General features: G+C 61.1%; 37 protein-coding genes. 3 read left to right on the top strand and 34 right to left on the bottom strand.

All coding sequences use genetic code 11. The features are described from left to right. Positions 1–46: 46 nt before the first annotated feature. Positions 47–367 (top strand): tetratricopeptide repeat protein, encoded by a 321-nt coding sequence (locus DFR40_RS08870; RefSeq protein ID WP_121458113.1) that lies wholly within the window; start codon positions 47–49, stop codon positions 365–367. On the opposite strand, the gene DFR40_RS08865 is transcribed toward DFR40_RS08870, so the two are convergent. The 4 genes from DFR40_RS08865 to DFR40_RS08850 are packed head-to-tail and all read right to left on the bottom strand — an operon-like array spanning position 368 to position 3,243. Continuing rightward, positions 368–1,123, bottom strand: a complete 756-nt coding sequence (locus tag DFR40_RS08865; protein WP_121458112.1) for an SPOR domain-containing protein — start codon at positions 1,121–1,123, stop codon at positions 368–370. It abuts the gene before it with no gap. Between the two features lie 32 nt (positions 1,124–1,155). Further along, positions 1,156–1,689, bottom strand: a complete 534-nt coding sequence (locus tag DFR40_RS08860; protein WP_121458111.1) for a DUF2802 domain-containing protein — start codon at positions 1,687–1,689, stop codon at positions 1,156–1,158. A 6-nt stretch (positions 1,690–1,695) separates the two neighbouring features. Further along, positions 1,696–2,784, bottom strand: coding sequence for an OmpP1/FadL family transporter (locus DFR40_RS08855; RefSeq protein WP_121458110.1), 1,089 nt, complete (start codon positions 2,782–2,784; stop codon positions 1,696–1,698). Positions 2,785–2,829: 45 nt separating this feature from the next. After that, positions 2,830–3,243 (bottom strand): acyl-CoA thioesterase, encoded by a 414-nt coding sequence (locus DFR40_RS08850; RefSeq protein ID WP_121458109.1) that lies wholly within the window; start codon positions 3,241–3,243, stop codon positions 2,830–2,832. Between the two features lie 90 nt (positions 3,244–3,333). On the opposite strand from DFR40_RS08850, the gene DFR40_RS08845 reads away from it, so the two are divergent. Further along, on the top strand, positions 3,334–5,163 hold the full coding sequence (locus tag DFR40_RS08845; protein WP_121458108.1) for an ABCB family ABC transporter ATP-binding protein/permease: 1,830 nt from the start codon (positions 3,334–3,336) through the stop codon (positions 5,161–5,163). Between the two features lie 66 nt (positions 5,164–5,229). Continuing rightward, complete coding sequence (locus DFR40_RS08840; protein WP_121458107.1) at positions 5,230–6,765, top strand: SpoIIE family protein phosphatase; 1,536 nt, start codon at positions 5,230–5,232, stop codon at positions 6,763–6,765. Positions 6,766–6,827: 62 nt separating this feature from the next. On the opposite strand, the gene rplQ is transcribed toward DFR40_RS08840, so the two are convergent. The 30 genes from rplQ to DFR40_RS17565 form a co-directional block, all read right to left on the bottom strand. After that, on the bottom strand, positions 6,828–7,229 hold the full coding sequence (gene rplQ, locus DFR40_RS08835) for a 50S ribosomal protein L17 (RefSeq protein ID WP_121458106.1): 402 nt from the start codon (positions 7,227–7,229) through the stop codon (positions 6,828–6,830). A gap of 57 nt (positions 7,230–7,286) precedes the next feature. Further along, entirely contained in the window at positions 7,287–8,261 is a 975-nt protein-coding gene (locus DFR40_RS08830) for a DNA-directed RNA polymerase subunit alpha (protein ID WP_028994210.1), read from the bottom strand. Positions 8,262–8,285: 24 nt separating this feature from the next. After that, on the bottom strand, positions 8,286–8,915 hold the full coding sequence (gene rpsD, locus DFR40_RS08825; RefSeq protein WP_121458105.1) for a 30S ribosomal protein S4: 630 nt from the start codon (positions 8,913–8,915) through the stop codon (positions 8,286–8,288). Between the two features lie 12 nt (positions 8,916–8,927). Beyond that, the gene (rpsK, locus tag DFR40_RS08820; RefSeq protein WP_121458104.1) at positions 8,928–9,317 is read right to left on the bottom strand and encodes a 30S ribosomal protein S11; all 390 of its coding nucleotides are present in this window, start codon (positions 9,315–9,317) and stop codon (positions 8,928–8,930) included. A 12-nt stretch (positions 9,318–9,329) separates the two neighbouring features. Continuing rightward, complete coding sequence (gene rpsM, locus DFR40_RS08815) at positions 9,330–9,692, bottom strand: 30S ribosomal protein S13 (RefSeq protein WP_028994207.1); 363 nt, start codon at positions 9,690–9,692, stop codon at positions 9,330–9,332. Positions 9,693–9,742: 50 nt separating this feature from the next. Next, a complete protein-coding gene (gene rpmJ, locus DFR40_RS08810; RefSeq protein WP_121458103.1) occupies positions 9,743–9,856 on the bottom strand; it encodes a 50S ribosomal protein L36 in 114 nt (37 codons plus the stop codon). 74 nt (positions 9,857–9,930) lie between these two features. After that, a complete protein-coding gene (gene infA / locus DFR40_RS08805; RefSeq protein ID WP_028994205.1) occupies positions 9,931–10,149 on the bottom strand; it encodes a translation initiation factor IF-1 in 219 nt (72 codons plus the stop codon). Positions 10,150–10,154: 5 nt separating this feature from the next. Further along, positions 10,155–11,420, bottom strand: coding sequence for a preprotein translocase subunit SecY (gene secY / locus DFR40_RS08800; protein WP_245985655.1), 1,266 nt, complete (start codon positions 11,418–11,420; stop codon positions 10,155–10,157). A gap of 81 nt (positions 11,421–11,501) precedes the next feature. Beyond that, positions 11,502–11,936: a 50S ribosomal protein L15 gene (gene rplO / locus DFR40_RS08795; RefSeq protein WP_121458101.1), complete on the bottom strand. Its 435-nt coding sequence runs from the start codon at positions 11,934–11,936 to the stop codon at positions 11,502–11,504. A 3-nt stretch (positions 11,937–11,939) separates the two neighbouring features. After that, positions 11,940–12,122, bottom strand: a complete 183-nt coding sequence (gene rpmD / locus DFR40_RS08790) for a 50S ribosomal protein L30 (RefSeq protein WP_121458100.1) — start codon at positions 12,120–12,122, stop codon at positions 11,940–11,942. Positions 12,123–12,125: 3 nt separating this feature from the next. Further along, positions 12,126–12,653 (bottom strand): 30S ribosomal protein S5, encoded by a 528-nt coding sequence (rpsE, locus tag DFR40_RS08785; RefSeq protein WP_121458099.1) that lies wholly within the window; start codon positions 12,651–12,653, stop codon positions 12,126–12,128. 26 nt (positions 12,654–12,679) lie between these two features. Then, positions 12,680–13,036, bottom strand: a complete 357-nt coding sequence (gene rplR / locus DFR40_RS08780) for a 50S ribosomal protein L18 (protein WP_121458098.1) — start codon at positions 13,034–13,036, stop codon at positions 12,680–12,682. A 9-nt stretch (positions 13,037–13,045) separates the two neighbouring features. Then, the gene (rplF, locus tag DFR40_RS08775; RefSeq protein ID WP_121458097.1) at positions 13,046–13,576 is read right to left on the bottom strand and encodes a 50S ribosomal protein L6; all 531 of its coding nucleotides are present in this window, start codon (positions 13,574–13,576) and stop codon (positions 13,046–13,048) included. A gap of 12 nt (positions 13,577–13,588) precedes the next feature. After that, positions 13,589–13,987 (bottom strand): 30S ribosomal protein S8, encoded by a 399-nt coding sequence (gene rpsH, locus DFR40_RS08770; RefSeq protein ID WP_121458096.1) that lies wholly within the window; start codon positions 13,985–13,987, stop codon positions 13,589–13,591. Between the two features lie 14 nt (positions 13,988–14,001). Continuing rightward, on the bottom strand, positions 14,002–14,307 hold the full coding sequence (gene rpsN / locus DFR40_RS08765) for a 30S ribosomal protein S14 (protein ID WP_121458095.1): 306 nt from the start codon (positions 14,305–14,307) through the stop codon (positions 14,002–14,004). A 7-nt stretch (positions 14,308–14,314) separates the two neighbouring features. After that, positions 14,315–14,854: a 50S ribosomal protein L5 gene (gene rplE / locus DFR40_RS08760; RefSeq protein WP_121458094.1), complete on the bottom strand. Its 540-nt coding sequence runs from the start codon at positions 14,852–14,854 to the stop codon at positions 14,315–14,317. 9 nt (positions 14,855–14,863) lie between these two features. Then, positions 14,864–15,181, bottom strand: a complete 318-nt coding sequence (gene rplX / locus DFR40_RS08755; protein ID WP_121458093.1) for a 50S ribosomal protein L24 — start codon at positions 15,179–15,181, stop codon at positions 14,864–14,866. Positions 15,182–15,191: 10 nt separating this feature from the next. Then, positions 15,192–15,560, bottom strand: coding sequence for a 50S ribosomal protein L14 (gene rplN / locus DFR40_RS08750; RefSeq protein ID WP_028994194.1), 369 nt, complete (start codon positions 15,558–15,560; stop codon positions 15,192–15,194). 152 nt (positions 15,561–15,712) lie between these two features. Continuing rightward, a complete protein-coding gene (rpsQ, locus tag DFR40_RS08745; protein WP_121458092.1) occupies positions 15,713–15,979 on the bottom strand; it encodes a 30S ribosomal protein S17 in 267 nt (88 codons plus the stop codon). Beyond that, positions 15,976–16,170 (bottom strand): 50S ribosomal protein L29, encoded by a 195-nt coding sequence (gene rpmC / locus DFR40_RS08740; protein ID WP_028994192.1) that lies wholly within the window; start codon positions 16,168–16,170, stop codon positions 15,976–15,978. The genes rpsQ and rpmC overlap by 4 nt, the downstream gene beginning before the upstream one ends. 2 nt (positions 16,171–16,172) lie before the next feature. Further along, entirely contained in the window at positions 16,173–16,586 is a 414-nt protein-coding gene (gene rplP, locus DFR40_RS08735) for a 50S ribosomal protein L16 (protein ID WP_028994191.1), read from the bottom strand. Between the two features lie 2 nt (positions 16,587–16,588). Then, complete coding sequence (gene rpsC / locus DFR40_RS08730; protein WP_121458091.1) at positions 16,589–17,374, bottom strand: 30S ribosomal protein S3; 786 nt, start codon at positions 17,372–17,374, stop codon at positions 16,589–16,591. A gap of 9 nt (positions 17,375–17,383) precedes the next feature. Further along, positions 17,384–17,713, bottom strand: a complete 330-nt coding sequence (rplV, locus tag DFR40_RS08725; protein ID WP_028994189.1) for a 50S ribosomal protein L22 — start codon at positions 17,711–17,713, stop codon at positions 17,384–17,386. Between the two features lie 9 nt (positions 17,714–17,722). Then, on the bottom strand, positions 17,723–17,998 hold the full coding sequence (gene rpsS, locus DFR40_RS08720; RefSeq protein ID WP_028994188.1) for a 30S ribosomal protein S19: 276 nt from the start codon (positions 17,996–17,998) through the stop codon (positions 17,723–17,725). 10 nt (positions 17,999–18,008) lie between these two features. Beyond that, complete coding sequence (gene rplB / locus DFR40_RS08715) at positions 18,009–18,836, bottom strand: 50S ribosomal protein L2 (protein WP_121458090.1); 828 nt, start codon at positions 18,834–18,836, stop codon at positions 18,009–18,011. Then, complete coding sequence (rplW, locus tag DFR40_RS08710) at positions 18,836–19,138, bottom strand: 50S ribosomal protein L23 (RefSeq protein ID WP_121458089.1); 303 nt, start codon at positions 19,136–19,138, stop codon at positions 18,836–18,838. The genes rplB and rplW overlap by 1 nt, the downstream gene beginning before the upstream one ends. Then, positions 19,135–19,758 (bottom strand): 50S ribosomal protein L4, encoded by a 624-nt coding sequence (gene rplD / locus DFR40_RS08705; protein WP_121458088.1) that lies wholly within the window; start codon positions 19,756–19,758, stop codon positions 19,135–19,137. Before rplD ends, rplW begins: the two co-directional genes overlap by 4 nt. Before the next feature lie 9 nt (positions 19,759–19,767). Continuing rightward, the gene (rplC, locus tag DFR40_RS08700; RefSeq protein WP_121458254.1) at positions 19,768–20,406 is read right to left on the bottom strand and encodes a 50S ribosomal protein L3; all 639 of its coding nucleotides are present in this window, start codon (positions 20,404–20,406) and stop codon (positions 19,768–19,770) included. Positions 20,407–20,516: 110 nt separating this feature from the next. Then, entirely contained in the window at positions 20,517–20,828 is a 312-nt protein-coding gene (rpsJ, locus tag DFR40_RS08695) for a 30S ribosomal protein S10 (RefSeq protein WP_027456678.1), read from the bottom strand. Positions 20,829–20,894: 66 nt separating this feature from the next. After that, the coding region (locus tag DFR40_RS17565) for an EF-Tu C-terminal domain-related protein (protein ID WP_078453405.1) at positions 20,895–20,991 on the bottom strand (97 nt) is incomplete at its 5' end.

Below are 20,991 nucleotides of genomic sequence, written 5' to 3'. Positions count from 1 at the left end.
TCCCTCTGATGATTGGCGAAAGCCGCTATTTTAGACCCGAGCATCGATGAACCCGCGTATCGAATCCCTGGAAAAAATGATCGACGGCCCGCGCGACGGCGCCCTGCTCCGCTTCTCGCTGGGCAACGAGTACCTGAAGGCGGCGGCGCCGCAACAGGCGGCAAATTGCTTTCGCGCCGCGGTCGACCGTGACCCGCAGTATTCGGCAGCGTGGAAGGCGCTGGGCAAGGCACTGGCCGAAGCCGGCGATGCGGCCGGCGCCGTCGCTGCCTATGAAGCCGGAATCGCCGTTGCCGAAGCCAAGGGCGACATCCAGGCGGCCAAGGAAATGAAGGTGTTCGCCCGCCGCCTGCAGAAAGCCGGTTAGCTAGCGGCCGCCCTTGGGCTGGACCAGGATGGTATCCACGCCAAGCTCCTTGAGCTTGGCCTGGGCGTCGATCGCTTCCTGACGGGTCTTGAACGGGCCAACCTGAACCCGCGTCTCGATCTGCGACGGAACGCCGTTCAGGGTCAGCCGTGCGTGCAGTTCCTCGGCCCGCTCGGCGCTGGCGAAAACGCCGGCCTGGAGAACGAAGCCGGAGAAAAGCCGGGGCGCGGCAACGGCCGCCGGGCGGCTTTCGACGACCCGGGCGCTCGGCTGGGCAGCCGCAGTCGGCGGTGCCTTGACCACCGGCGACGGAGCCGGCGGAGACACCGACGGCGGCGGGGTGAGCGCCGGCGCCGAGGTCATTTCCGGGACCACCGGCGGCTCGCTCTTGTGACGCGGCTGCAGGCGCCGGGCAGCGGCCGGTGCAGGCGCCGTTCCCGGATCGGCGACGACGGCCGGCGGCGGTGGCGCCTCGGCCGGGACGTCCACGGTCGACGGCGTTTTTTCGGCATTTTCCACCGGCGCTTCAGGAGCGCTCGGCTCAGCCGGCAGTACCGGCTGCGTCACCATGCGCTTGGGCGCCACCGGCACCGGCTCGGTGAACACGCGCGGCTCGGCATCGTCGGCCGGTTGCGAGAGATGGTCGAAAGCGGCGAGCAGGCCGAGCAGGACGGCCACCAGACCGCCGGCCACGGCCAGCCGGCGCGCCAGCTGATGACGCAGCTCGGGCGCGTCGTCCGGGGTATCGTCGTGCATTCGCTCGCTTGCCTTGTCCGCCATCCTTGTCCTCACTGCACCTGGCTGCGCGCCAGCGCCACGACCAGTTCGGCCTCGGCACGGGCGATTCCGCAGCGTTCGGCAATCGTTGCCGCATCGTAACCGGCAACGGCCATCTGCATCGCGTCGCCATAGATCGGCGAAACCGTCTGCGTCGCCCGCAAATGGGCCAGTTCCTGGAGCATGTCGGTGCGCAGCGCCGCCAGCTCGCCGCGCATCACATCCACTTCCTCGCGCAATTGCGCCAGCTCGCGCGCCAGCCCGTCATTGATCAGTTCGCTGCCGAGCCGCGCCGAAGTCTGCGCGAAAGCCGCCGCCTCGGGCGCAGCTTCCGATGCCGAGGCAGCTTCGGCGGCGGCCGGTTCCGGCGCGATCACCGGCGCCTCGCGCGATGCCGAGGCGGTCGGGGGGCGGCCGAGATGGCGCATCCGCCACAGGACGACGCCGATGTACAGGGCGACGAGAATGATCAGCACCAGGACGGCCTCGCGAACGCCGACCGTCAGGCCGGCGATGGCGAAGGAAGGCAGCCCGGCGCCGAACACGGCCCCTTAGAACCCGACCGAGTACTGGACGCCGACGACGTGGGCGGCGCTGTCGTACTTGCCGACGGCGGCACCGTCGGCAACCTTGGCGTCGCGCTGGTAGCGGTAGGCGTAGCCGACATCGACGACGCTGGCGCGGCCGAACTTCCACTGGCCGCCGAGCGACAGCCACAGGCGGTCGTTGTCCGGCATGATCACGCCGCGCTTGCTGTCGCTGACCGGCGAGCGATCGTAGGCGACGCCGAACTTCAGCTTGGCGCTGTCGGAGTACTTGTAGGCGGCACCCCAGGCGAGACGCCAGGAATTGTCGAGGTCGAAGCCGTCGATCGCGTTCCAGCGCGTGTAGGAGAGATCGCCCATGGCTTCCCAGCGATCGGACACCTGCTGCCAGACCGACAGCGTGAACGAAGCCGGCGTGTCGATGTCGGTACGCGCGGCGGCACCGTTGAGACGCCCCGACAGGTCGTGCTCGATCTTCGAACGGTAGGCGACACCGACGCGCATCGCCGGCGACAGCGTGAACAGGGCGCCGGCATTCCAGCCGAGGGCGTTGTCATCGACCTTGAGGACGTTGCCGGTGCTGGTCAGCTGCACGTCCATGCGCTGGTAATCGAGGCCGAGACCGAGCGACACCGTGTCGTTGAGCTTGTAGGCGACGGACGGGTTGATGTTCACCGTCTCCAGTTCGGACTTGATGCCCTCGGCCGCGCCCAGCCAGCCGGCGGGATAGCGGGTATCGAGCATGAACGGGCGCGAGATGCCGATGCCGGCACTGAAGTTCGGCGTCAGCTGCCAGGTCAGGTAGGCATTGGGCAAGGCCATGTTCTCGCCGCCGTCGACACTGCCCGGGCGGAAATCGTGGCGCTCGCTGACGCCGACCACCCCGGCGGAGAAATGGAAGCCGGCAAGTTGGGTCATTGCCGCCGGGTTGAAGAACACCGTGCTGGCATTGTCGGCGACCGCCGCCGAGCCGGCGTAGGCCGTGCCGAGCCCGCTGGCGTTCTGTTCCAGGGACTGGAATCCCGCTGCCGCGGAGACGCCGGAGAAGGCCAGCAACAGCATCGCCGGCAGGGTACGCATCGTCGTTTTGATCATTGCTTCGTTCCTCGAAGGCTTTCGTATCGGGTCAATCGCGCGATTTTATTCCATTTCCGTGACTTTTTCGGCAGGGACTTCGCGTTTGCCCCCGCATTCGTCGATCGCGACGTAGGTCAACTCGGCCTGGGTCACCTTCACCAGCAGGGGCGCTGCATGGTTGCGCTCGGCAAAAACCTCGACCCGGACGGTGATCGAGGTGCGCCCGACGTGCAGGATTTCGGCGTAGAAACTGACGATGTCGCCGACCGAAATCGGTTGCCGGAACTGGAAGGAATTGACCGAGACCGTGGCCACCCGGCCGCGTGCCCGGCGCATCGCCGGAATCGCACCGGCGACGTCGACCTGGGCCATCACCCAGCCGCCGAAGACATCGCCGTTGGGATTGAGATCGGCCGGCATCGGGACCACGCGCAGGGTTGGCTGGCGATCGGGAAGGCTGACGGATTCTTGCTGCATCGAATTTCCTTGGCTGAAGACAGGACCGATTCTCCCGGAAAGCCAGCGCTTTTCATATACTCGCAGTCTTTCCCCCGGACATTTCCCGCCATGCGCCGCGCTTCCGCCCTGCCCAAACCGCCCGCCGGCCAGCCGCTGGCCGAAATCCACGTCTGGCAGACACTGCGCACGCTTTTCCCCTACCTCTGGCAATACCGCTGGCGGGTCACTGCCGCCCTCCTCTGCCTGGTCGCCGCCAAACTCGCCAACGTCGCCGTACCGCTGGTCTTCAAGGACATGATCGACGGCTTCTCCGGCCAGCTGCTGGCCTTGCCGGTGAGTTTTCTGGCGCTCTACGGCGCGCTGCGCTTCGGCAACTCGCTGTTCACCGAGCTGCGCGAAATCCTGTTCGCCCGCGTCACCCAGCGGGCGATCCGCCAGGTTGCGCTCGAGGTTTTCCGGCACCTGCACGCGCTGTCCCTGCGCTTCCACCTGGAACGCCAGACCGGCGGCATCTCGCGTGATCTCGAGCGCGGCACCCGTTCGATCTCGAGCCTGATCTCCTACACGCTCTATTCGATCCTGCCGACGCTGATCGAGATCGCCCTCGTACTCGGCATCCTCTTTGTCCAGTACGACGCCGGCTTCGTACTGATCACCGCGCTGTCGCTGACAGCCTACGTCGTGTTCACGGTCAAGGTCAGCAACTGGCGGATCGCCATCCGCCGCGCGGTCAACGAGAACGACTCGGCGGCCAACACGCGCGCGGTCGACAGTCTGCTCAACTACGAGACGGTCAAGTACTTCAACAACGAAGCCTGGGAGGCCCGGCGCTACGACGAGCAATTGCTCCAACTCGAGGACGCCAGCACGCGCAGCCAGACCAGCCTGGCCTTCCTCAACCTCGGCCAGCAGGCGATCATCGCGCTCGGCGTCACGGCGATGATGTGGCGCGCGGCCCAGGGTGTCGTCGACGGCACGATGACCATCGGCGACCTGGTCCTGGTCAATGCCTTCCTGATCCAGCTCTACATGCCGCTGAATTTCCTCGGCATCGTCTATCGCGAAATCCGCCAGGCGCTCACCGACATCGAGCGGATGTTCGGACTGCTCAAGCAGCACCGCGAGATCGCCGACGCCGCCGATGCCCTCGACCTGCCCGCCGAACGCCGGATGGCGATCGAGTTCGCCGCAGTCGACTTCGCCTACGAAGCCAATCGTTCCATCCTGCATGCCGTCGATTTCACCGTACCGGCCGGCCATACCGTCGCCGTCGTCGGCCACTCCGGCGCCGGCAAGTCGACGCTGTCACGGCTGCTCTACCGCTTCTACGACGTCAGTGGCGGCAGCATCCGGATCAACGGCCACGACCTGCGCCAATTGACCCAGCACAGCCTGCGCGCGGCGATCGGCATCGTCCCCCAGGACACCGTGCTGTTCAACGACACGATCCGCTACAACATCCGTTACGGACGCCCCGACGCCAGCGACGAGGAAGTGGTCGCGGCAGCCCGCGCCGCCAGCCTGGATGCCTTCATCGCCGCCTTGCCGGAAGGCTACGACACGCGCGTCGGCGAGCGCGGCCTGAAGCTCTCGGGCGGCGAGAAGCAGCGCGTCGCGATTGCCCGTGCGCTGCTCAAGAATCCGCCGATCCTGATCTTCGACGAAGCGACATCGGCGCTCGATTCGGCAACCGAGCGGGCGATCCAGGGCCAGCTCGAACTCGCCGCCCGCGGCCGGACGACGCTGATCATCGCCCACCGACTGTCCACCGTGATGAACGCCGACAGCATCCTGGTCATGGACGGCGGGCGCATCGTCGAGCGCGGCACCCACGCCGCCCTGCTCGCGGCAAACGGCGCCTACGCCCGGATGTGGACGCTGCAGCAGCGCGAGAACGATGCAACGACGGAGCCGCCGGCAAACGGCGTGGTAGGATGAGGCCGTCGGCAAAGGCCGGCCCGGCCGAAGCAGCGACGGCACAATGAACGACAACACTCAGCCATCATGAACACCGCATTCGACAAGATGAGCGTTCTCGCGGTCGACGACAACCGCACCAATCTGCACATTCTCCAGGTGTTCCTGAAAAAGCTCGGCCACGACGTGCTGCTCGCCGAAAACGGCGAACAGGCCGTGCAGCGCTTCCTCGAACACCAGCCCGACCTGGTCCTGCTCGACATCATGATGCCGGTGATGGACGGCTTCGAGGCGGCCCGGCGCATCAAGGCTGCCTGCCGCGACAAGTGGGTGCCGATCATCTTCCTGTCGGCACTCAACCGCGACGAGAATCTGGTCGAAGGCCTCGAGGCCGGCGCCGACGATTACCTGACCAAGCCGATCAACTTCGTCGTCCTTGAAGCCAAGCTGCGTTCGATGCAACGCTCGCTGGCCATGCAGCAAAGCGCCGCGATCGCACTCGAACGGCTACGCGCGATTTCCGACAACGTGCTCGACGCAATCGTCACGGCCGGGATGGACGGCCGGATTCTGACGGTCAACCGTGCCACGGAGCGAATTTTCGGACGGCCGGCCCGCGAGATGGTCGGCCAGTCGTTCACCCTGCTGCTTCCCGAAGTATTCACCGGCGAAGGCGACAACGGGCGCGACGGTGCCTGCCGCCTGGCCACCTTCAAGGGACACGACCGCGAAGGCATCGCCTTGCATGCCGACGGCCGCCAGTTTCCCGTCGAAATCGGCGTCTCCGAGGTAGCCATCGACCAGGAAAAGCTGTTCGTCGGCGTCGTCCGCGACATCTCCCAGCGCAAGCGCGCCGAGCAGCAACTGCAGCAGAACGCAACCCTGCTCCAGGCCTATTTCGACCACAGCCAGAGCGAACAGCAACTGGCGGTGCGGCTGATGGAAAAGCTGCTGCACCGGCCCGGATTGCGCGACCCGCGCTTGCGCTACCAGGTCATGGCAACGGAAAACTTCAGCGGCGACATCGTCGCCGCTTCACGTTCCCCGGAAGGCCGCTTCTACGCACTGCTCGCCGACGCCACCGGCCACGGCCTGGCCGCCGCGATCAGCGTGCTGCCGGTGCTGGCGCTGTTCTACCGGATGACCCGTTTGAACCGGACGATCCGCGAACTGGTCGTCGAAATCAACCAGCAACTGCGCGAATCGATGCCGATCGGCCGCTTCGTCGCCGCGACCGTGGTCTGTCTTGACGAGATCAGCCTGGACGGCGAGATCTGGGTTGGCGGTACGCCCGAGGCCTACCTGCTCGACGCCGAAGGCCGCCCGGTCACCCGCTTCCAGTCGGAAAACCTGGCGCTCGGCATTCTCGACAGCGATGAAATCGACTGCCAACCACGCAGTTTCCGCTGGGCACCGGGCAGCCAACTGTTGATGTACTCCGACGGTCTGCTCGAAGCGAGCGACGGAGAGGGCTGCCAGTTCGGCAGCGACGGCGTTCTCGGCGCCATCGCCGGAACCCCTGCGGCGACACGCTTCCAGGCGCTGGAGCAGGCACTGGCGCAGCACCTCGGCAACAGCCCGGCGGCTGACGACGTGTCGCTGATGCTGATCGACTGCCCCTGAACGATCGGGCAATAAAAAAGGCCGGAGCGATCCGGCCTTTTTTGTTTCGCGGAAAACCTGGCTTATTCGCCAGCTTCCTCGGCGACCTCAACCGCTTCGGTGGGTTCCGGACGATCGACGAGTTCGACGAAAGCCATCGGCGCGTTGTCGCCAACGCGGAAACCGCACTTCAGGATGCGCAGGTAGCCGCCCGGACGGGTGGCGTAACGCGGACCGATCTCGGCGAACAGCTTGACCACGATCTCGCGATCGCGCAGACGGTCGAATGCCAGACGCTTGTTGGCCAGCGTCGGGTTCTTGCCGAGGGTGATCATCGGCTCGACGACACGGCGCAGTTCCTTGGCCTTCGGCAACGTGGTCTTGATGGCCTCGTGACGGAGCAGGGAAACGGTCATGTTGCGCAGCATCGCCAGGCGATGGCTGCTGGTACGGTTCAGTTTGCGAAGTCCATTGCGGTGACGCATGGTTAATCCTTTCTATGTTCTGCAGGCGTCCCTTGACTGCCCGGATCGGGAAAAGGCTTACGCCTTCTCCAGACCGGCGGGCGGCCAATTTTCCAGTTTCATGCCGAGCGTGAGACCACGGGCGGCAAGAACTTCCTTGATTTCGTTGAGCGACTTGCGACCCAGGTTCGGGGTCTTGAGCAGCTCATTCTCGGTGCGCTGGATCAGGTCGCCGATGTAGTAGATGTTCTCGGCCTTGAGGCAGTTCGCGGAACGAACCGTCAGTTCGAGATCATCGACCGGGCGCAGCAGGACCGGATCGACCTGAGCCGGCTTGGAGGCTTCGGCGACCGGCGCCGTGCCTTCCAGGTCGGCAAAGACCGAGAGTTGCTCGATCAGCACGCGGGCAGCGTAGCGGATCGCTTCTTCCGGCTCGACAACACCATTGGTTTCGATATCGACGATCAGCTTGTCCAGATCGGTACGCTGCTCGACCCGGGCGTTCTCGACCGAGTAGGCAACGCGACGGACCGGGCTGAACGAGGCGTCCAGCACCAGCTGACCGATGGTCTTGGCATCGCCAAGGTTGCGGACGTTACCCGGAACATAACCACGGCCCTTTTCGACCTTGATCTCCATCGCCAGCTTGCCGGCGGTGGAAAGGTGGGCAATGACATGCTCCGGATTGATGATTTCGACGTCGTGCGGCAACTCGATGTCGCCAGCGCGAATCACGCCCTCGCCTTCCTTGGCCAGCTTCAGGGTGACGACCTCGCGGTTGTGCAGCTTGAAGACGACCCCCTTGAGGTTCAGGAGGATATCGACGACGTCTTCCTGGACGCCATCGATGGTCGAGTATTCGTGCAGCACACCGTCGATCGACACTTCCGTCGGTGCATAGCCCGGCATCGAGGACAGCAGGATGCGACGCAGGGCGTTGCCGAGGGTATGGCCGAAACCGCGTTCGAACGGTTCCATGACCACCTTGGCTTCGACCGGCGAAACACTCTGCACGTCGATGATGCGGGGCTTGAGAAGTCCACTGCTTTGCATGGGCTAGATTCCTCTGCTTGCGGGTTACTTCGAATAAAGTTCGATGACCAGACCTTCGTTCAGGGTCGCCGGCAGTTCAGAACGCTGCGGCATGGCCTTGAACGTGCCCTTGCCTTCCTTGACATCGACAGAGATCCACTCCGGGAAGCCGCGCGACTCGGCGGCCTCCAGGGCGGCCTTGCAACGCAGCGAAGCACGGGCGCGGTCGGTCAGTTGCACCACATCGCCCGGCTTGACCAGGTAGGACGGGATGTTGACACGCTTGCCGTTGACCAGGACGCCGTTGTGACGAACGATCTGGCGGGATTCGGTACGCGAGGCGCCAAAACCCATGCGATAGGCAACGGAGTCCAGACGGGCTTCGAGCAACTGCAGCAGGTTTTCACCGGTCTGGCCCTTGCGGCGGTCAGCTTCGGCAAAGGTGCGGCGGAACTGGCCTTCGAGGACACCATAAACACGGCGAATCTTCTGCTTGGCGCGCAGGTGCACACCGTAGTCAGACAGACGGGCACCGGACTTTTGGCCATGCTGACCAGGTGCATACGAGCGACGCTCGATGGCGCACTTGTCGGTGAAGCACTTTTCGCCCTTCAGGAACAGCTTTTCGCCTTCGCGGCGGCACTGACGGCATTTCGGATCGAGATTACGAGCCACTTGTCTTTCTCCTTAGATGCGGCGCTTCTTGGGCGGACGGCAGCCGTTATGCGGCACCGGCGTCACGTCGGAAATCGCGGTGATCTTCATGCCCAGGGCGTTCAACGCACGGACGGAAGATTCGCGGCCAGGGCCGGGGCCCTTGATGCGCACTTCCAGATTCTTGACGCCACATTCCTGCGCGGCCTTGCCGGCGGTTTCGGCGGCGACCTGGGCAGCGAACGGGGTGGACTTCCGCGAACCGCGGAAGCCGGCACCGCCGGAAGTAGCCCAAGACAGGGCGTTGCCCTGGCGATCGGTGATGGTGATGATGGTATTGTTGAACGATGCGTGGATGTGGGCAATGCCCTCGGCAACGTTCTTCTTTACCTTCTTGCGAACTTTGGTAGCAGTCTTGGCCATGTTCAGTCCCTATTACTTCTTGCCAGCAATGGCCTTGCGCGGACCCTTGCGGGTACGGGCGTTGGTCTTCGTGCGCTGACCGCGGCAGGGCAGGCCCTTGCGGTGACGCAGACCACGGTAGCAACCGAGGTCCATCAGGCGCTTGATGTTCATCGTGACTTCACGACGCAGGTCACCTTCGACGGTGAACTTCGCCACTTCGTCACGCAGACGGTCCATATCCGTGTCGGAGATGTCCTTCATTTTCGTGGTACGACCAACACCGGCCGCGTCACAGATTTGCTGTGCGCGGGTACGGCCGATGCCGTAAATCGCCGTCAGGGCGATACAGGCATGCTGATGGTTCGGAATGTTTACCCCTGCAATACGGGCCATTGATTCACTCCAATATTTCTAAGATTAACGAATGCCGACTTCGTCAGGAATTAACCCTGGCGCTGTTTGTGACGCGGATCCTTGCAAATGATGCGCACGACACCCTTGCGACGGATCACCTTGCAATTGCGGCAAACGCGCTTCACTGAAGGTTGCACTTTCATGTTTCACTCCTCGTCTGCGAGAGCTTGGAAGCAGCCGTGATTCCTTGCCCTGCGGTTTATTGCGTAGAGAACTTTTACTTTGCCCGGAAAACGATCCGGGCCTTGCTTAAATCATACGGAGTCAATTGCACCGTGACCTTGTCGCCCGGCAGGATGCGGATGTAGTGCATGCGCATCTTGCCGGAGATGAAGCCGAGGACAACGTGTCCGTTTTCCAACTTGACCTTGAAAGTTGCATTGGGGAGATTCTCGATCACCTCACCCTGCATCTCGATATAGTCTTCTTTTGCCATCGCGATTACTTGAGCATCGGGGAACCCTTGAAGTTTGCCTTCTTCAAGAGACTTTCATACTGATGGGACATGACGTAGGCCTGGACCTGAGACATGAAGTCCATGGTTACGACGACAATGATCAGCAGCGAGGTTCCACCGAAATAGAAGGGAACGTTCCATTTCAGGATCAGGAACTCCGGCAGCAGGCAGACCAGGGTGATATATGCAGCACCGATCAGGGTCAGGCGCATCAGGATCTTGTCGATGTAGCGGGCAGTTTGCTCACCGGGACGGATACCGGGAACGAAAGCACCACTCTTTTTAAGGTTGTCTGCGGTTTCCTTGGAATTGAACACAAGGGCCGTGTAGAAGAAACAGAAGAAAACGATAGCTGCGGCGTACAACATCACGTAGATCGGCTGCCCCGGCGAGAGGACGGCTGCCATGTCCTTGAGGACAAGTGCCAGCCAGCTGTCGCCGGAACCAAACCAGCCGGCCAGCGTAGCCGGGAACAGGATGATCGACGAGGCAAAGATGGGCGGGATGACGCCAGCCATGTTCAGCTTGAGCGGCAGATGCGAACTCTGACCGCCATAAATTTTATTACCGACCTGGCGCTTGGCGTAGTTAACCAGAATCTTGCGTTGGCCACGCTCGACGAACACCACGAAAGCGGTAACGAGAACAACCAGTATGCAGATGACGATCGCCGTGAGCGGGTGCATGGCACCGGTGCGAACCAGTTCGAGCAGTCCGCCGATGGAGCTCGGCAAACCAGCAGCGATACCTGCAAAGATGATGATGGAGATCCCGTTGCCAAGACCACGCTCGGTGATTTGCTCGCCAAGCCACATCAGGAACATGGTACCGGTCAGCAGCGTCGAAACCGTCGTCAGCCGGAACATGAAGCCCGGGTCATTGACCAGACCAGGCTGTGCTTCAAGCGCAACGGCGATACCGATCCCCTGGAACAGCGCCAGGACAACGGTGCCGTAACGGGTGTACTGCGTGATCTTCCGCCGACCAGCCTCGCCTTCCTTCTTCAAGGCTTCGAGTTGCGGACTGGCGACACTCATCAACTGCATGATGATCGATGCCGAGATATACGGCATGATCCCCAGCGCGAAGATGGTGAAACGAGACAGGGCGCCACCCGAGAACATGTTAAACATGCCCAGGATGCCGCCTTGCTGAGAATTGAACAGGTCAGCTAGAACGTTGGGGTCGATACCAGGAACCGGGATGTGCGCACCGATACGGTACACCACCAGGGCGCCAAGCAGGAACATGAGACGACGCTTGAGGTCGCCAAACTTTCCACCCTTGCCAACGGTATTGGGATTCGCAGCCAACGTTCTAACCTTTCTGTATTACTCGGCGATGGAGCCGCCAGCGGCCTCGATGGCAGCCTTGGCACCCTTGGTTGCACCGACGCCCTTGAGGACGACCTTGCGGGCAATAGCGCCCGACAGGATCACCTTGGCAGACAGCGCATCGCCCGGCACGACACCGGCAGCCTGCAGAACCAGCAGGTCGATTTCTTCGACCGGCAGATTCTCCAGTTCGCTGAGACGAACCTCGTAGTTACGGGCACGGGTCAAAGAATTGAAGCCGCGCTTCGGCAGGCGGCGTTGCAGCGGCATTTGTCCGCCCTCGAAACCGACCTTGTGAAAACCGCCGGAGCGGGATTTCTGACCCTTGTGGCCACGGCCACAGGTCTTGCCGAGGCCCGAGCCAATGCCGCGACCGACGCGCTTGGCGGCCTTCTTGGAGCCTTCAGCAGGCTTGATGGTGTTCAGACGCATGGCTTAGCCCTCAACCTTGACGAGATACTGAACCTTCTGGATCATGCCGCGGACCTGCGGCGTATCCAGCAACTCAGCAGAGCTGTTCAGCTTGCGCAGGCCCAGGCCGCGCACGGTGGCGCGATGGTCCTGCTTGGTACCGATGATGCTCTTGACGAGCGTCACTTTGATTTTCTTGTCGGACATGGCTTACCCCAGGATCTGTTCAACCGACTTGCCACGCTTGGCAGCAACCTCGGCCGGCGTGTTCACCTTCATCAGACCGTCGATGGTGGCACGCACGATGTTGTAGGGATTGGTCGAGCCGTGCGCTTTGGCAACCACGTTGGTCACACCGACGACTTCGAACACGGCGCGCATAGCACCGCCGGCGATGATGCCGGTGCCTTCCGGAGCCGGCTGGATCATCACGGTGGTAGCACCATGCCGACCCATCACCGTGTGGTGAACGGTGCCGTTCTTCAGGCTGACCTTGGCCATCTTGCGACGGGCCTCTTCCATTGCCTTCTGGGCAGCGACCGGCACTTCGCGGGACTTGCCCTTGCCCATGCCAATACCGCCATCACCATCGCCAACCACCGTCAGCGCAGCGAAACCGAGGATACGGCCGCCCTTCACCACCTTGGTGACGCGGTTGACCGCAACCATCTTCTCGCGCATGCCGTCATCACGCTCTTCAGCTTGCTGCGGCTTCTTGTTTCTTTCAGGTTTAGCCATTTTGTAACCTATTCCTTTCGCAGCGATCAGAACTTCAGACCGGCTTCACGCGCGGCTTCCGCCAACGCCTGAATACGACCGTGGTACTGGAGGCCGGAGCGATCGAACGCAACCTGCTCGACACCAGCGGCCTTGGCGCGCTCGGCGATCAGCTTGCCAACGATGGCAGCGGCGGCCTTGTTGCCACCATTCTGCACATCGCCGCGAACGTTCTTGTCCAACGTGGAAGCCGAAGCCAGGACCTTGCCACCACACGGCGAGATGACCTGGGCGTAAATGTGGCAGTTCGTGCGGTTGATGCACAAGCGCACAGCCTTGAGCTCGGCGATTTTGGCCCGGGTTTTGCGGGCACGACGCAGACGTGCTTCTTTCTTGTTAAACATATGCCACCCTTACTTCTTCTTGGTTTCCTTGATAACCACCACTTCGTCGGCATAGCGAACGCCCTTGCCCTTGTAGGGCTCCGGCTTGCGATATGCACGAATTTCGGCGGCAACCTGTCCGACCTGCTGCTTGTCCGAACCCTTGATCAGGATTTCGGTCTGGGTCGGGCACTCAACCTTCACACCGGCCGGCATCTTGTGCGCAACCGGATGCGAAAAGCCGAGCGAAAGGTTCAGGACATCGCCCTGAGCCTGGGCACGATAGCCCACGCCGACCAACTGCAGCTTACGCTCGAACCCCTTGGAAACGCCGGCAACCATGTTATTCAGGTTGGCACGCATGGTGCCCCACATGGCGGAAGCGTTATCAGCGCCGGCAACCTTCGAAACGACGATGCTCTGCCCTTCCTGGCTGACGCTGACAGCGGGATTCGCTGCCGTCTTGAGGGTACCCAGCGGCCCCTTGACGACGATCTGCTCGCCGATGCTGACTTCAACACCGGCCGGCAGAACGATTGGATTCTTACCTACACGAGACATTTGCTTCGCTCCTTACGCCACGATGCAGAGGACTTCGCCCCCGACACGGGAAGCGCGCGCCTTGCGATCGGTCATCACACCCTTGGGCGTGGAAACGATTGCCACACCGAGGCCGTTCATGACGCGCGGAATGTCTTCAGCACCCTTGTAGATACGCAGACCAGGCTTCGAGACACGTTCGATGCGCTCGATGACCGGACGACCGGCGTAGTACTTCAGTGCAATTTCAAGGTTCGCCTTGCCGTCGTCAGACTGACGGACGGAAAACTCCTCAACGTAACCCTCGTCCTTCAAGACGGCGGCAATAGCCACCTTGAGCTTGGAGGACGGCATGGACACAGACGCCTTCTCGGCGAGCTGGGCGTTGCGGATGCGGGTCAGCATGTCCGCGATGGGATCGCTCATAGCCATCTCTGTATCTCCTATTACCAGCTGGCCTTGACAACACCCGGAATCTCGCCATTAAAGGCAAGCTCACGGATCTTGTGACGGCAAAGGCCAAATTTGCGGAAAACACCACGCGGACGACCGGTCAGCTGGCAGCGATTGCGCAGGCGGGACGGGCTGGAGTTGCGCGGCAGAGCCTGCAGCTTCAGACGAGCTTCATAGCGCTCCTCTTCAGACAGACCGGCGTTGTTGATGATCGCGTCGAGCGCAGCACGCTTCTTGGCGAACTGAGCCACCATCTTGCGGCGCTTTTCTTCACGATTGATCAGAGCAAGTTTTGCCATGATTGCCTCAATTCTTGAACGGGAACTTGAACGCGGCCAGCAGCGCCTTGGCTTCTGCGTCGGTCTTCGCGGTCGTGGTGATGCTGATGTTCATACCGCGGAGCGCGTCGATCTTGTCGTACTCGATTTCCGGGAAGATGATCTGTTCCTTGACGCCCATGTTGTAGTTACCCTGGCCGTCGAACCCTTTGCCAGCCACCCCACGGAAGTCACGGACACGCGGCAGCGCGACCGTAACCAGGCGATCCAGGAATTCGAACATGCGCGGACCGCGCAGGGTAACCATGCAGCCAATCGGGTAACCGTCACGAATCTTGAACCCGGCGATAGACTTGCGAGCCTTGGTCGTCACCGGCTTCTGACCTGCAATCTTCTGCATGTCGCCAACGGCGTTCTCAAGCACCTTCTTGTCAGCGACCGCCTCACCGACACCCATATTCAGGGTGATCTTGGTGATGCGCGGCACTTCCATCACGGACTTGTAGCCAAACTGCTTGGACAACTCGCCAACGACGGTGTCCTTGTAAAACTGTTGCAAACGCGCCATGACTGCCCCTTATGCGTTCACCAGCTCGCCGTTCGACTTGAACACGCGAACCTTGCGACCATCTTCGAGCGACTTGATACCGACGCGGTCGGCCTTCTTGGTCGCAGGATTGAAGAGCGCAACATTGGAGATATGGATCGGCATGTCCTTGTCGACGATACCACCCTGAACACCCTTGATCGGATTCGGCTTGACGTGCTTCTTGGCACGATTCACGCCCTCGACCACCAGGTGATCCGCATCCACGCGAAGCAGCACGGTACCGCGCTTGCCCTTATCCTTGCCGGTGATGACGACAACTTCGTCACCCTTGCGAATTTTTTCCATTCCGCTCTCCTTACAGAACTTCGGGCGCCAGCGACACGATCTTCATGAACCGCTCGGTACGCAGTTCACGCGTGACCGGGCCAAAGATGCGCGTGCCAATCGGCTCGAGCTTGTTGTTGAGAAGAACCGCGGCATTGCCATCAAAGCGCACCAGCGAGCCATCGGGACGGCGAACGCCCTTGGCGGTACGAACCACCACGGCGTTATAAACATCACCCTTCTTGACCCGACCACGCGGGGCAGCATCCTTGATGCTGACCTTGATGATGTCGCCAATGCCAGCGTAACGGCGCTTAGACCCACCAAGCACCTTGATACACATAACTGAACGAGCGCCGGTGTTATCGGCGACGTCCAGCGTCGTCTGCATCTGAATCATTTAGATAAACTCCAACTTAATCCGCAACGCGGTCAGTCTTGGAACCCGTAAGGGTCGAACAAATTTGCCGCGACAATTCACGCCGCAACAAAAAAGAAGCCGGATTATACCGGCTTCTTTACTGACTACGCAAGTATTTGGAAAAAATATCGTCAGACGACGATTGCCTTTTCCAGAACAGTCGTCACTGCCCATGCCTTCGTCTTGGAGACGGGGCGGGTTTCGACGATCTCAACCAGGTCGCCGGCCTTGGCGACACCGGCCTCATCATGAGCCGCGTACTTCTTGGAGCGGATCATGACCTTGCCGTACATCGGATGCTTGACCTTGCGCTCGACCAGGACAGTCACCGTCTTTTCCATCTTGTCGCTAACCACGCGACCGATCAGCGTACGCTTGATGCTGGTAGCCTCGCTCATTGTTGCACCGCCTTTTCACGGATGAGGGTACGAACGCGCGCGATGTCGCGACGAACCTTGGACATTTGGCTGGTGTTAGACAGTTGCTGAGTAGCGATCTGCATGCGCAGACCGAACTGCGCCTTCAGCAGCTCCAGCAGTTCCGTCTTGAGCTCGTCCACGCTCTTGGTTCTCAGTTCACTAGCTTTCATGATTACCCCAGATGACGAGTCACGAAGGTGGTGGCAATCGGCAGCTTGGCAGCAGCAAGGGCAAACGCCTCGCGGGCCAGCGCTTCATTGACACCGTCCATTTCGTACAGGACCTTGCCCGGTTGGATTTCGGCAACCCAGTACTCCGGGTTACCCTTACCGTTACCCATACGAACTTCTGCCGGCTTCTTGGAAATCGGCTTGTCCGGGAAGATACGGATCCAGATGCGACCACCCCGCTTGATATGACGGGTCATCGCACGACGGGCGGCTTCGATTTGTCGCGCGGTCAAACGACCACGACCGGTCGCCTTGAGGCCCCACTCACCGAACGACACCTTGGTGCCGCGGGTGGCAAGACCTTCATTGCGCCCCTTGTGCTCCTTGCGGAACTTGCGACGATTAGGTTGCAACATGATTAAGCACCTGCCTTTCTGACGCGCTTGGCCGGCTCACCAGCACCGTCGGCCTTCTTGACCGTACGGGTGCGGGGCTTGTCGCCCTCAGGCTTGCCCGGCGCGCGACGCGGACGACGCTCTTCAGCCATCGGCTCTTCAGCCACCGGCTGCTCGTTGCGATCAAGCATGTCGCCCTTGTAAACCCAGACCTTGATACCGATGATGCCGTACGTGGTCAGCGCTTCCGAGGTTGCGTAGTCGATGTCGGCGCGCAGAGTGTGCAGGGGCACACGACCTTCGCGATACCATTCGCTACGGGCGATTTCAGCACCGTTCAGACGACCGGCGCTCATCACCTTGATACCCTGGGCACCGAGGCGCATGGCATTCTGCATCGCACGTTTCATGGCGCGACGGAACATGATGCGCTTTTCGAGCTGCTGGGCGATCGAGTCGGCGATCAGCTGAGCATCAATTTCCGGCTTGCGAATTTCTTCGATCGACACATGGACGGGAACGCCCATGATGCGCTGAAGATCCGTACGCAGGGTTTCGATATCTTCGCCCTTCTTGCCGATGACCACACCCGGACGGGCGGAATACACGGTGACGCGGGCGTTCTTCGCCGGACGCTCGATGGTGACGCGCCCCACGGAGGCATGCGCCAGCTTACGCTTCAGGTACTCACGAACCTTGACGTCTTCCTGCAGCATACCGGGGAAGTCCTTGCTGTTGGCAAACCAACGCGAACTCCAGTTCTTGGTGACGGCCAGACGGAAGCCAGTCGGATGAATTTTCTGTCCCATGGCTCTTCCTTAGTTACCAACGGTCAGATAGATGTGGCAGGTCGGCTTGCTGATCCGGTTGCCACGACCCTTGGCGCGCGCAGTGAAGCGCTTGAGCACCATGCCTTTTTCGACGTAGATGGTCTTCACCGTCAGTTCGTCGATATCGGCACCATCGTTGTGTTCGGCGTTGGCGATGGCCGACTCCAGAACCTTCTTGATGATACCGGCGCCCTTGGTCGGGCTGAAAGCCAGGATGTTGAGAGCCTGACCAACCGGCTTGCCACGCACCAGGTCCGCAACCAGGCGGCCCTTTTGCGCAGAGAGGCGTACGCCCCGCAAACTTGCACGAGTTTCCATGTCAGCTCCTTACTTCTTGGCCTTCTTGCCGGCGGTGTGACCCTTGAACGTCCGGGTCAGCGAGAACTCGCCGAGCTTGTGACCGACCATATTCTCGGTGACGAACACCGGGATATGCTGCTTGCCATTGTGGACCGCAATCGTCAGGCCGATGAACTCGGGGAGGATCGTCGAACGACGCGACCAGGTCTTGATTGGGCGCTTGTCGTTGGTGGCGCGAACTGCTTCGACCTTGTCGATCAGGTGCGCATCAACAAACGGGCCCTTTTTGAGAGAACGTCCCATTTCCTACCCCTTAACGCTTATGACGGCGCTGAACGATCATGCTGTTCGTGCGCTTGTTGCTGCGGGTACGGTAACCCTTGGTCGGTTGACCCCACGGGTTAACCGGCACACGGCCTTCACCGGTCTTACCTTCACCACCACCGTGCGGGTGATCGATCGGGTTCATCGCGGTACCACGGACCGTCGGACGAATACCACGCCAACGCTGAGCACCGGCCTTGCCGATCTTGCGCAGGTTGTTTTCTTCGTTACCGACTTCACCGATGGTGGCGCGGCATTCGACGTGAACGCGGCGAACTTCGCCGGAGCGGAGGCGGATCTGGGCGTAGGTGCCTTCGCGGGCCAGCAACTGGACCGAAGTACCGGCCGAACGCGCAATTTGCGCACCCTTGCCCGGCAGCATCTCGACGCAGCAGATCGTCGTACCGACCGGAATGTTCCGGATCGGCAGGGCATTGCCGGACTTGATCGGGGCTTCGGAACCGCTCATGACCTGCTGACCTACCACCATGCCCTTGTTGGCGATGATGTAACGGCGCTCGCCGTCGGCGTAGCAAACCAGAGCGATGTTGGCGGTACGGTTCGGATCGTATTCCAGACGCTCGACCTTGCCCGGAATACCGTCCTTGGTGCGCTTGAAATCGATGACACGATAAGCTTGCTTGTGGCCGCCACCCTGGTGACGCACGGTGATGCGACCATTGTTGTTGCGGCCGGCGTTCTTCGACTGGCTTTCGACCAGACCGGCAAACGGCTTGCCCTTGTGCAGATTGGCATTGACGACCTGAACCACGGCACGACGGCCGGGGGAAGTCGGCTTGACTTTAACGAGAGCCATCAGGCGTTACCCCCTTCAACGAAGTTGATTTCCTGGCCGGCCTTGAGGCAGACATAGGCCTTCTTCCAACCCTTGCGGCGACCGGTCGCGCCCTTGAAGCGCTTGACCTTGCCCTTGACGTTGGCGACCTGGACAGACTCAACTTCAACCTTGAACAGAAGCTCGACCGCAGCCTTGATCTCCGGCTTGGTTGCATCAGTGGCAACGCGGAAGATCACCTGCTCGTTCTTCTCGGCAACGTAGGTTGCCTTTTCGGAGATTTGCGGCGCAAGCAGCACCTGCAACAGACGTTCCTGGTTCATCCCCACATCTCCTCGAACTTGGCCACAGCGTTCTTGGTGACCAGCACCTTGGCGAAGCGAACCAGGGAAACCGGATCGGCTTCCTGAGCTTCAAGCACCAGAACATTGGGCAGGTTGCGCGACGACAGATAGAGGTTCTCGTTCAGTTCGTCGGTGATGACCAGCAGGTTGCCGTCGAGTCCCATACCCTTCAGCTTGGCGCTGAAAAGTTTGGTTTTCGGTGCGTCGACCGCCAGATCGTCAACAACGACCAGGCGATCCTGACGGGCCAACTCGGAGAGGATCGCTGCCATGCCGGCGCGGAACATCTTCTTGTTAACCTTCTGGGAGTAATTTTGATCCGGAGAGTTCGGGAAAATCCGACCGCCCCCACGCCACAGCGGCGAACCGTTCGAACCGGAACGAGCACGACCGGTACCCTTCTGGCGCCACGGCTTGGTGGTGGTGTGACGGACTTCGGAGCGATCCTTTTGCTTGCTGTCACCCGAGCGTGCGTTTGCCTGATAAGCAACGACGAGCTGGTGCACCAGAGCCTCATTGAATTCGCGACCGAACAACACGTCGGAGGCCTGCAGCTTTGCCGCTTCCTGACCTTGTTCGTTGATAACCTTCAGTTCCATGTCGCCTCCTTAAGCCTTGACTGCCGGACGCACGACGACGTCGGAACCCTTGGCACCCGGAACAGCACCCTTGACCAGCAGCAACTGACGTTCGGCATCAACGCGAACGATCGTCAGACCCTGCATCGTGGACTGCACATCACCCAGGTGACCGGCCATGCGCTTACCCGGGAAAACGCGACCCGGATCCTGCGCCATACCGATGGAACCCGGCGCATTGTGCGACACCGAGTTACCGTGGGAAGCACGGTTGGAACTGAAGTTGTGGCGCTTGATGCCACCCTGGAAACCCTTACCGATCGAGGTACCGGTGACATCGACCTTTTGCCCTTCGGCAAAGATCGTCACAGCCACCTGATCACCAGCCTTCAAAGAGGCAAGTTGATCGGCTTCGATACGGAATTCCTTGAGCACATGCCCGGCTTCCACACCCGCCTTGGCCAGATGACCAGCAAGGGGCTTGGAAACACGCGAGGCACGGCGCTGGCCGAATGCGACCTGAACGGCTGCGTAGCCGTCGATCTCCGGCGTTTTGACTTGGGTCACGCGGTTATTGGACACGTCAAGCACAGTTACCGGAATGGACGCGCCATCCTCGGCAAAAATGCGAGTCATGCCAACCTTGCGACCTACAAGGCCTAGACTCATGGTTATTCTCCTCATCGCCGGCTGCGATTGGCCGGTCGATGTAAAACAACAAACGGGCAGCCGTTGCCGGCCACCCCCGAAAGGCGCGGATTATATCCGCAAAACTACAATTACTGCAACTTGATTTCGACGTCGACGCCAGCAGGCAAGTCAAGCTTCATCAGGGCATCGACAGTCTTGTCGGTCGGATCGACGATATCCATCAGGCGCAGATGCGTGCGGATCTCGAGTTGATCACGGGAAGCCTTGTTAACGTGCGGCGAACGCAGGATGTCGAAACGCTGCTTGCGGGTCGGCAGCGGCACAGGACCACGAACGACAGCGCCGGTGCGCTTGGCGGTCTCAACAATCTCCTGGGCGGATTGATCGATCAGGCGATAGTCGAAGGCCTTCAGGCGGATACGGATTTTTTGATTTTGCATTTTCTTGGCTTCCAAAAGAACAATGGAGCGACAGTACCTGCCGCTCCGGGTTTCAAAAGAGCGATGTTACTCGATGATCTTGGCGACGACACCGGCGCCAACGGTACGACCACCTTCGCGGATGGCGAAGCGCAGGCCTTCTTCCATGGCGATCGGGGCAATC

Origin of the sequence: Azonexus fungiphilus (assembly GCF_003634965.1) — a bacterium.
GTDB classification, from domain to species: domain Bacteria; phylum Pseudomonadota; class Gammaproteobacteria; order Burkholderiales; family Rhodocyclaceae; genus Azonexus; species Azonexus fungiphilus.
This window is presented reverse-complemented; position numbering and strand designations above follow the sequence as displayed.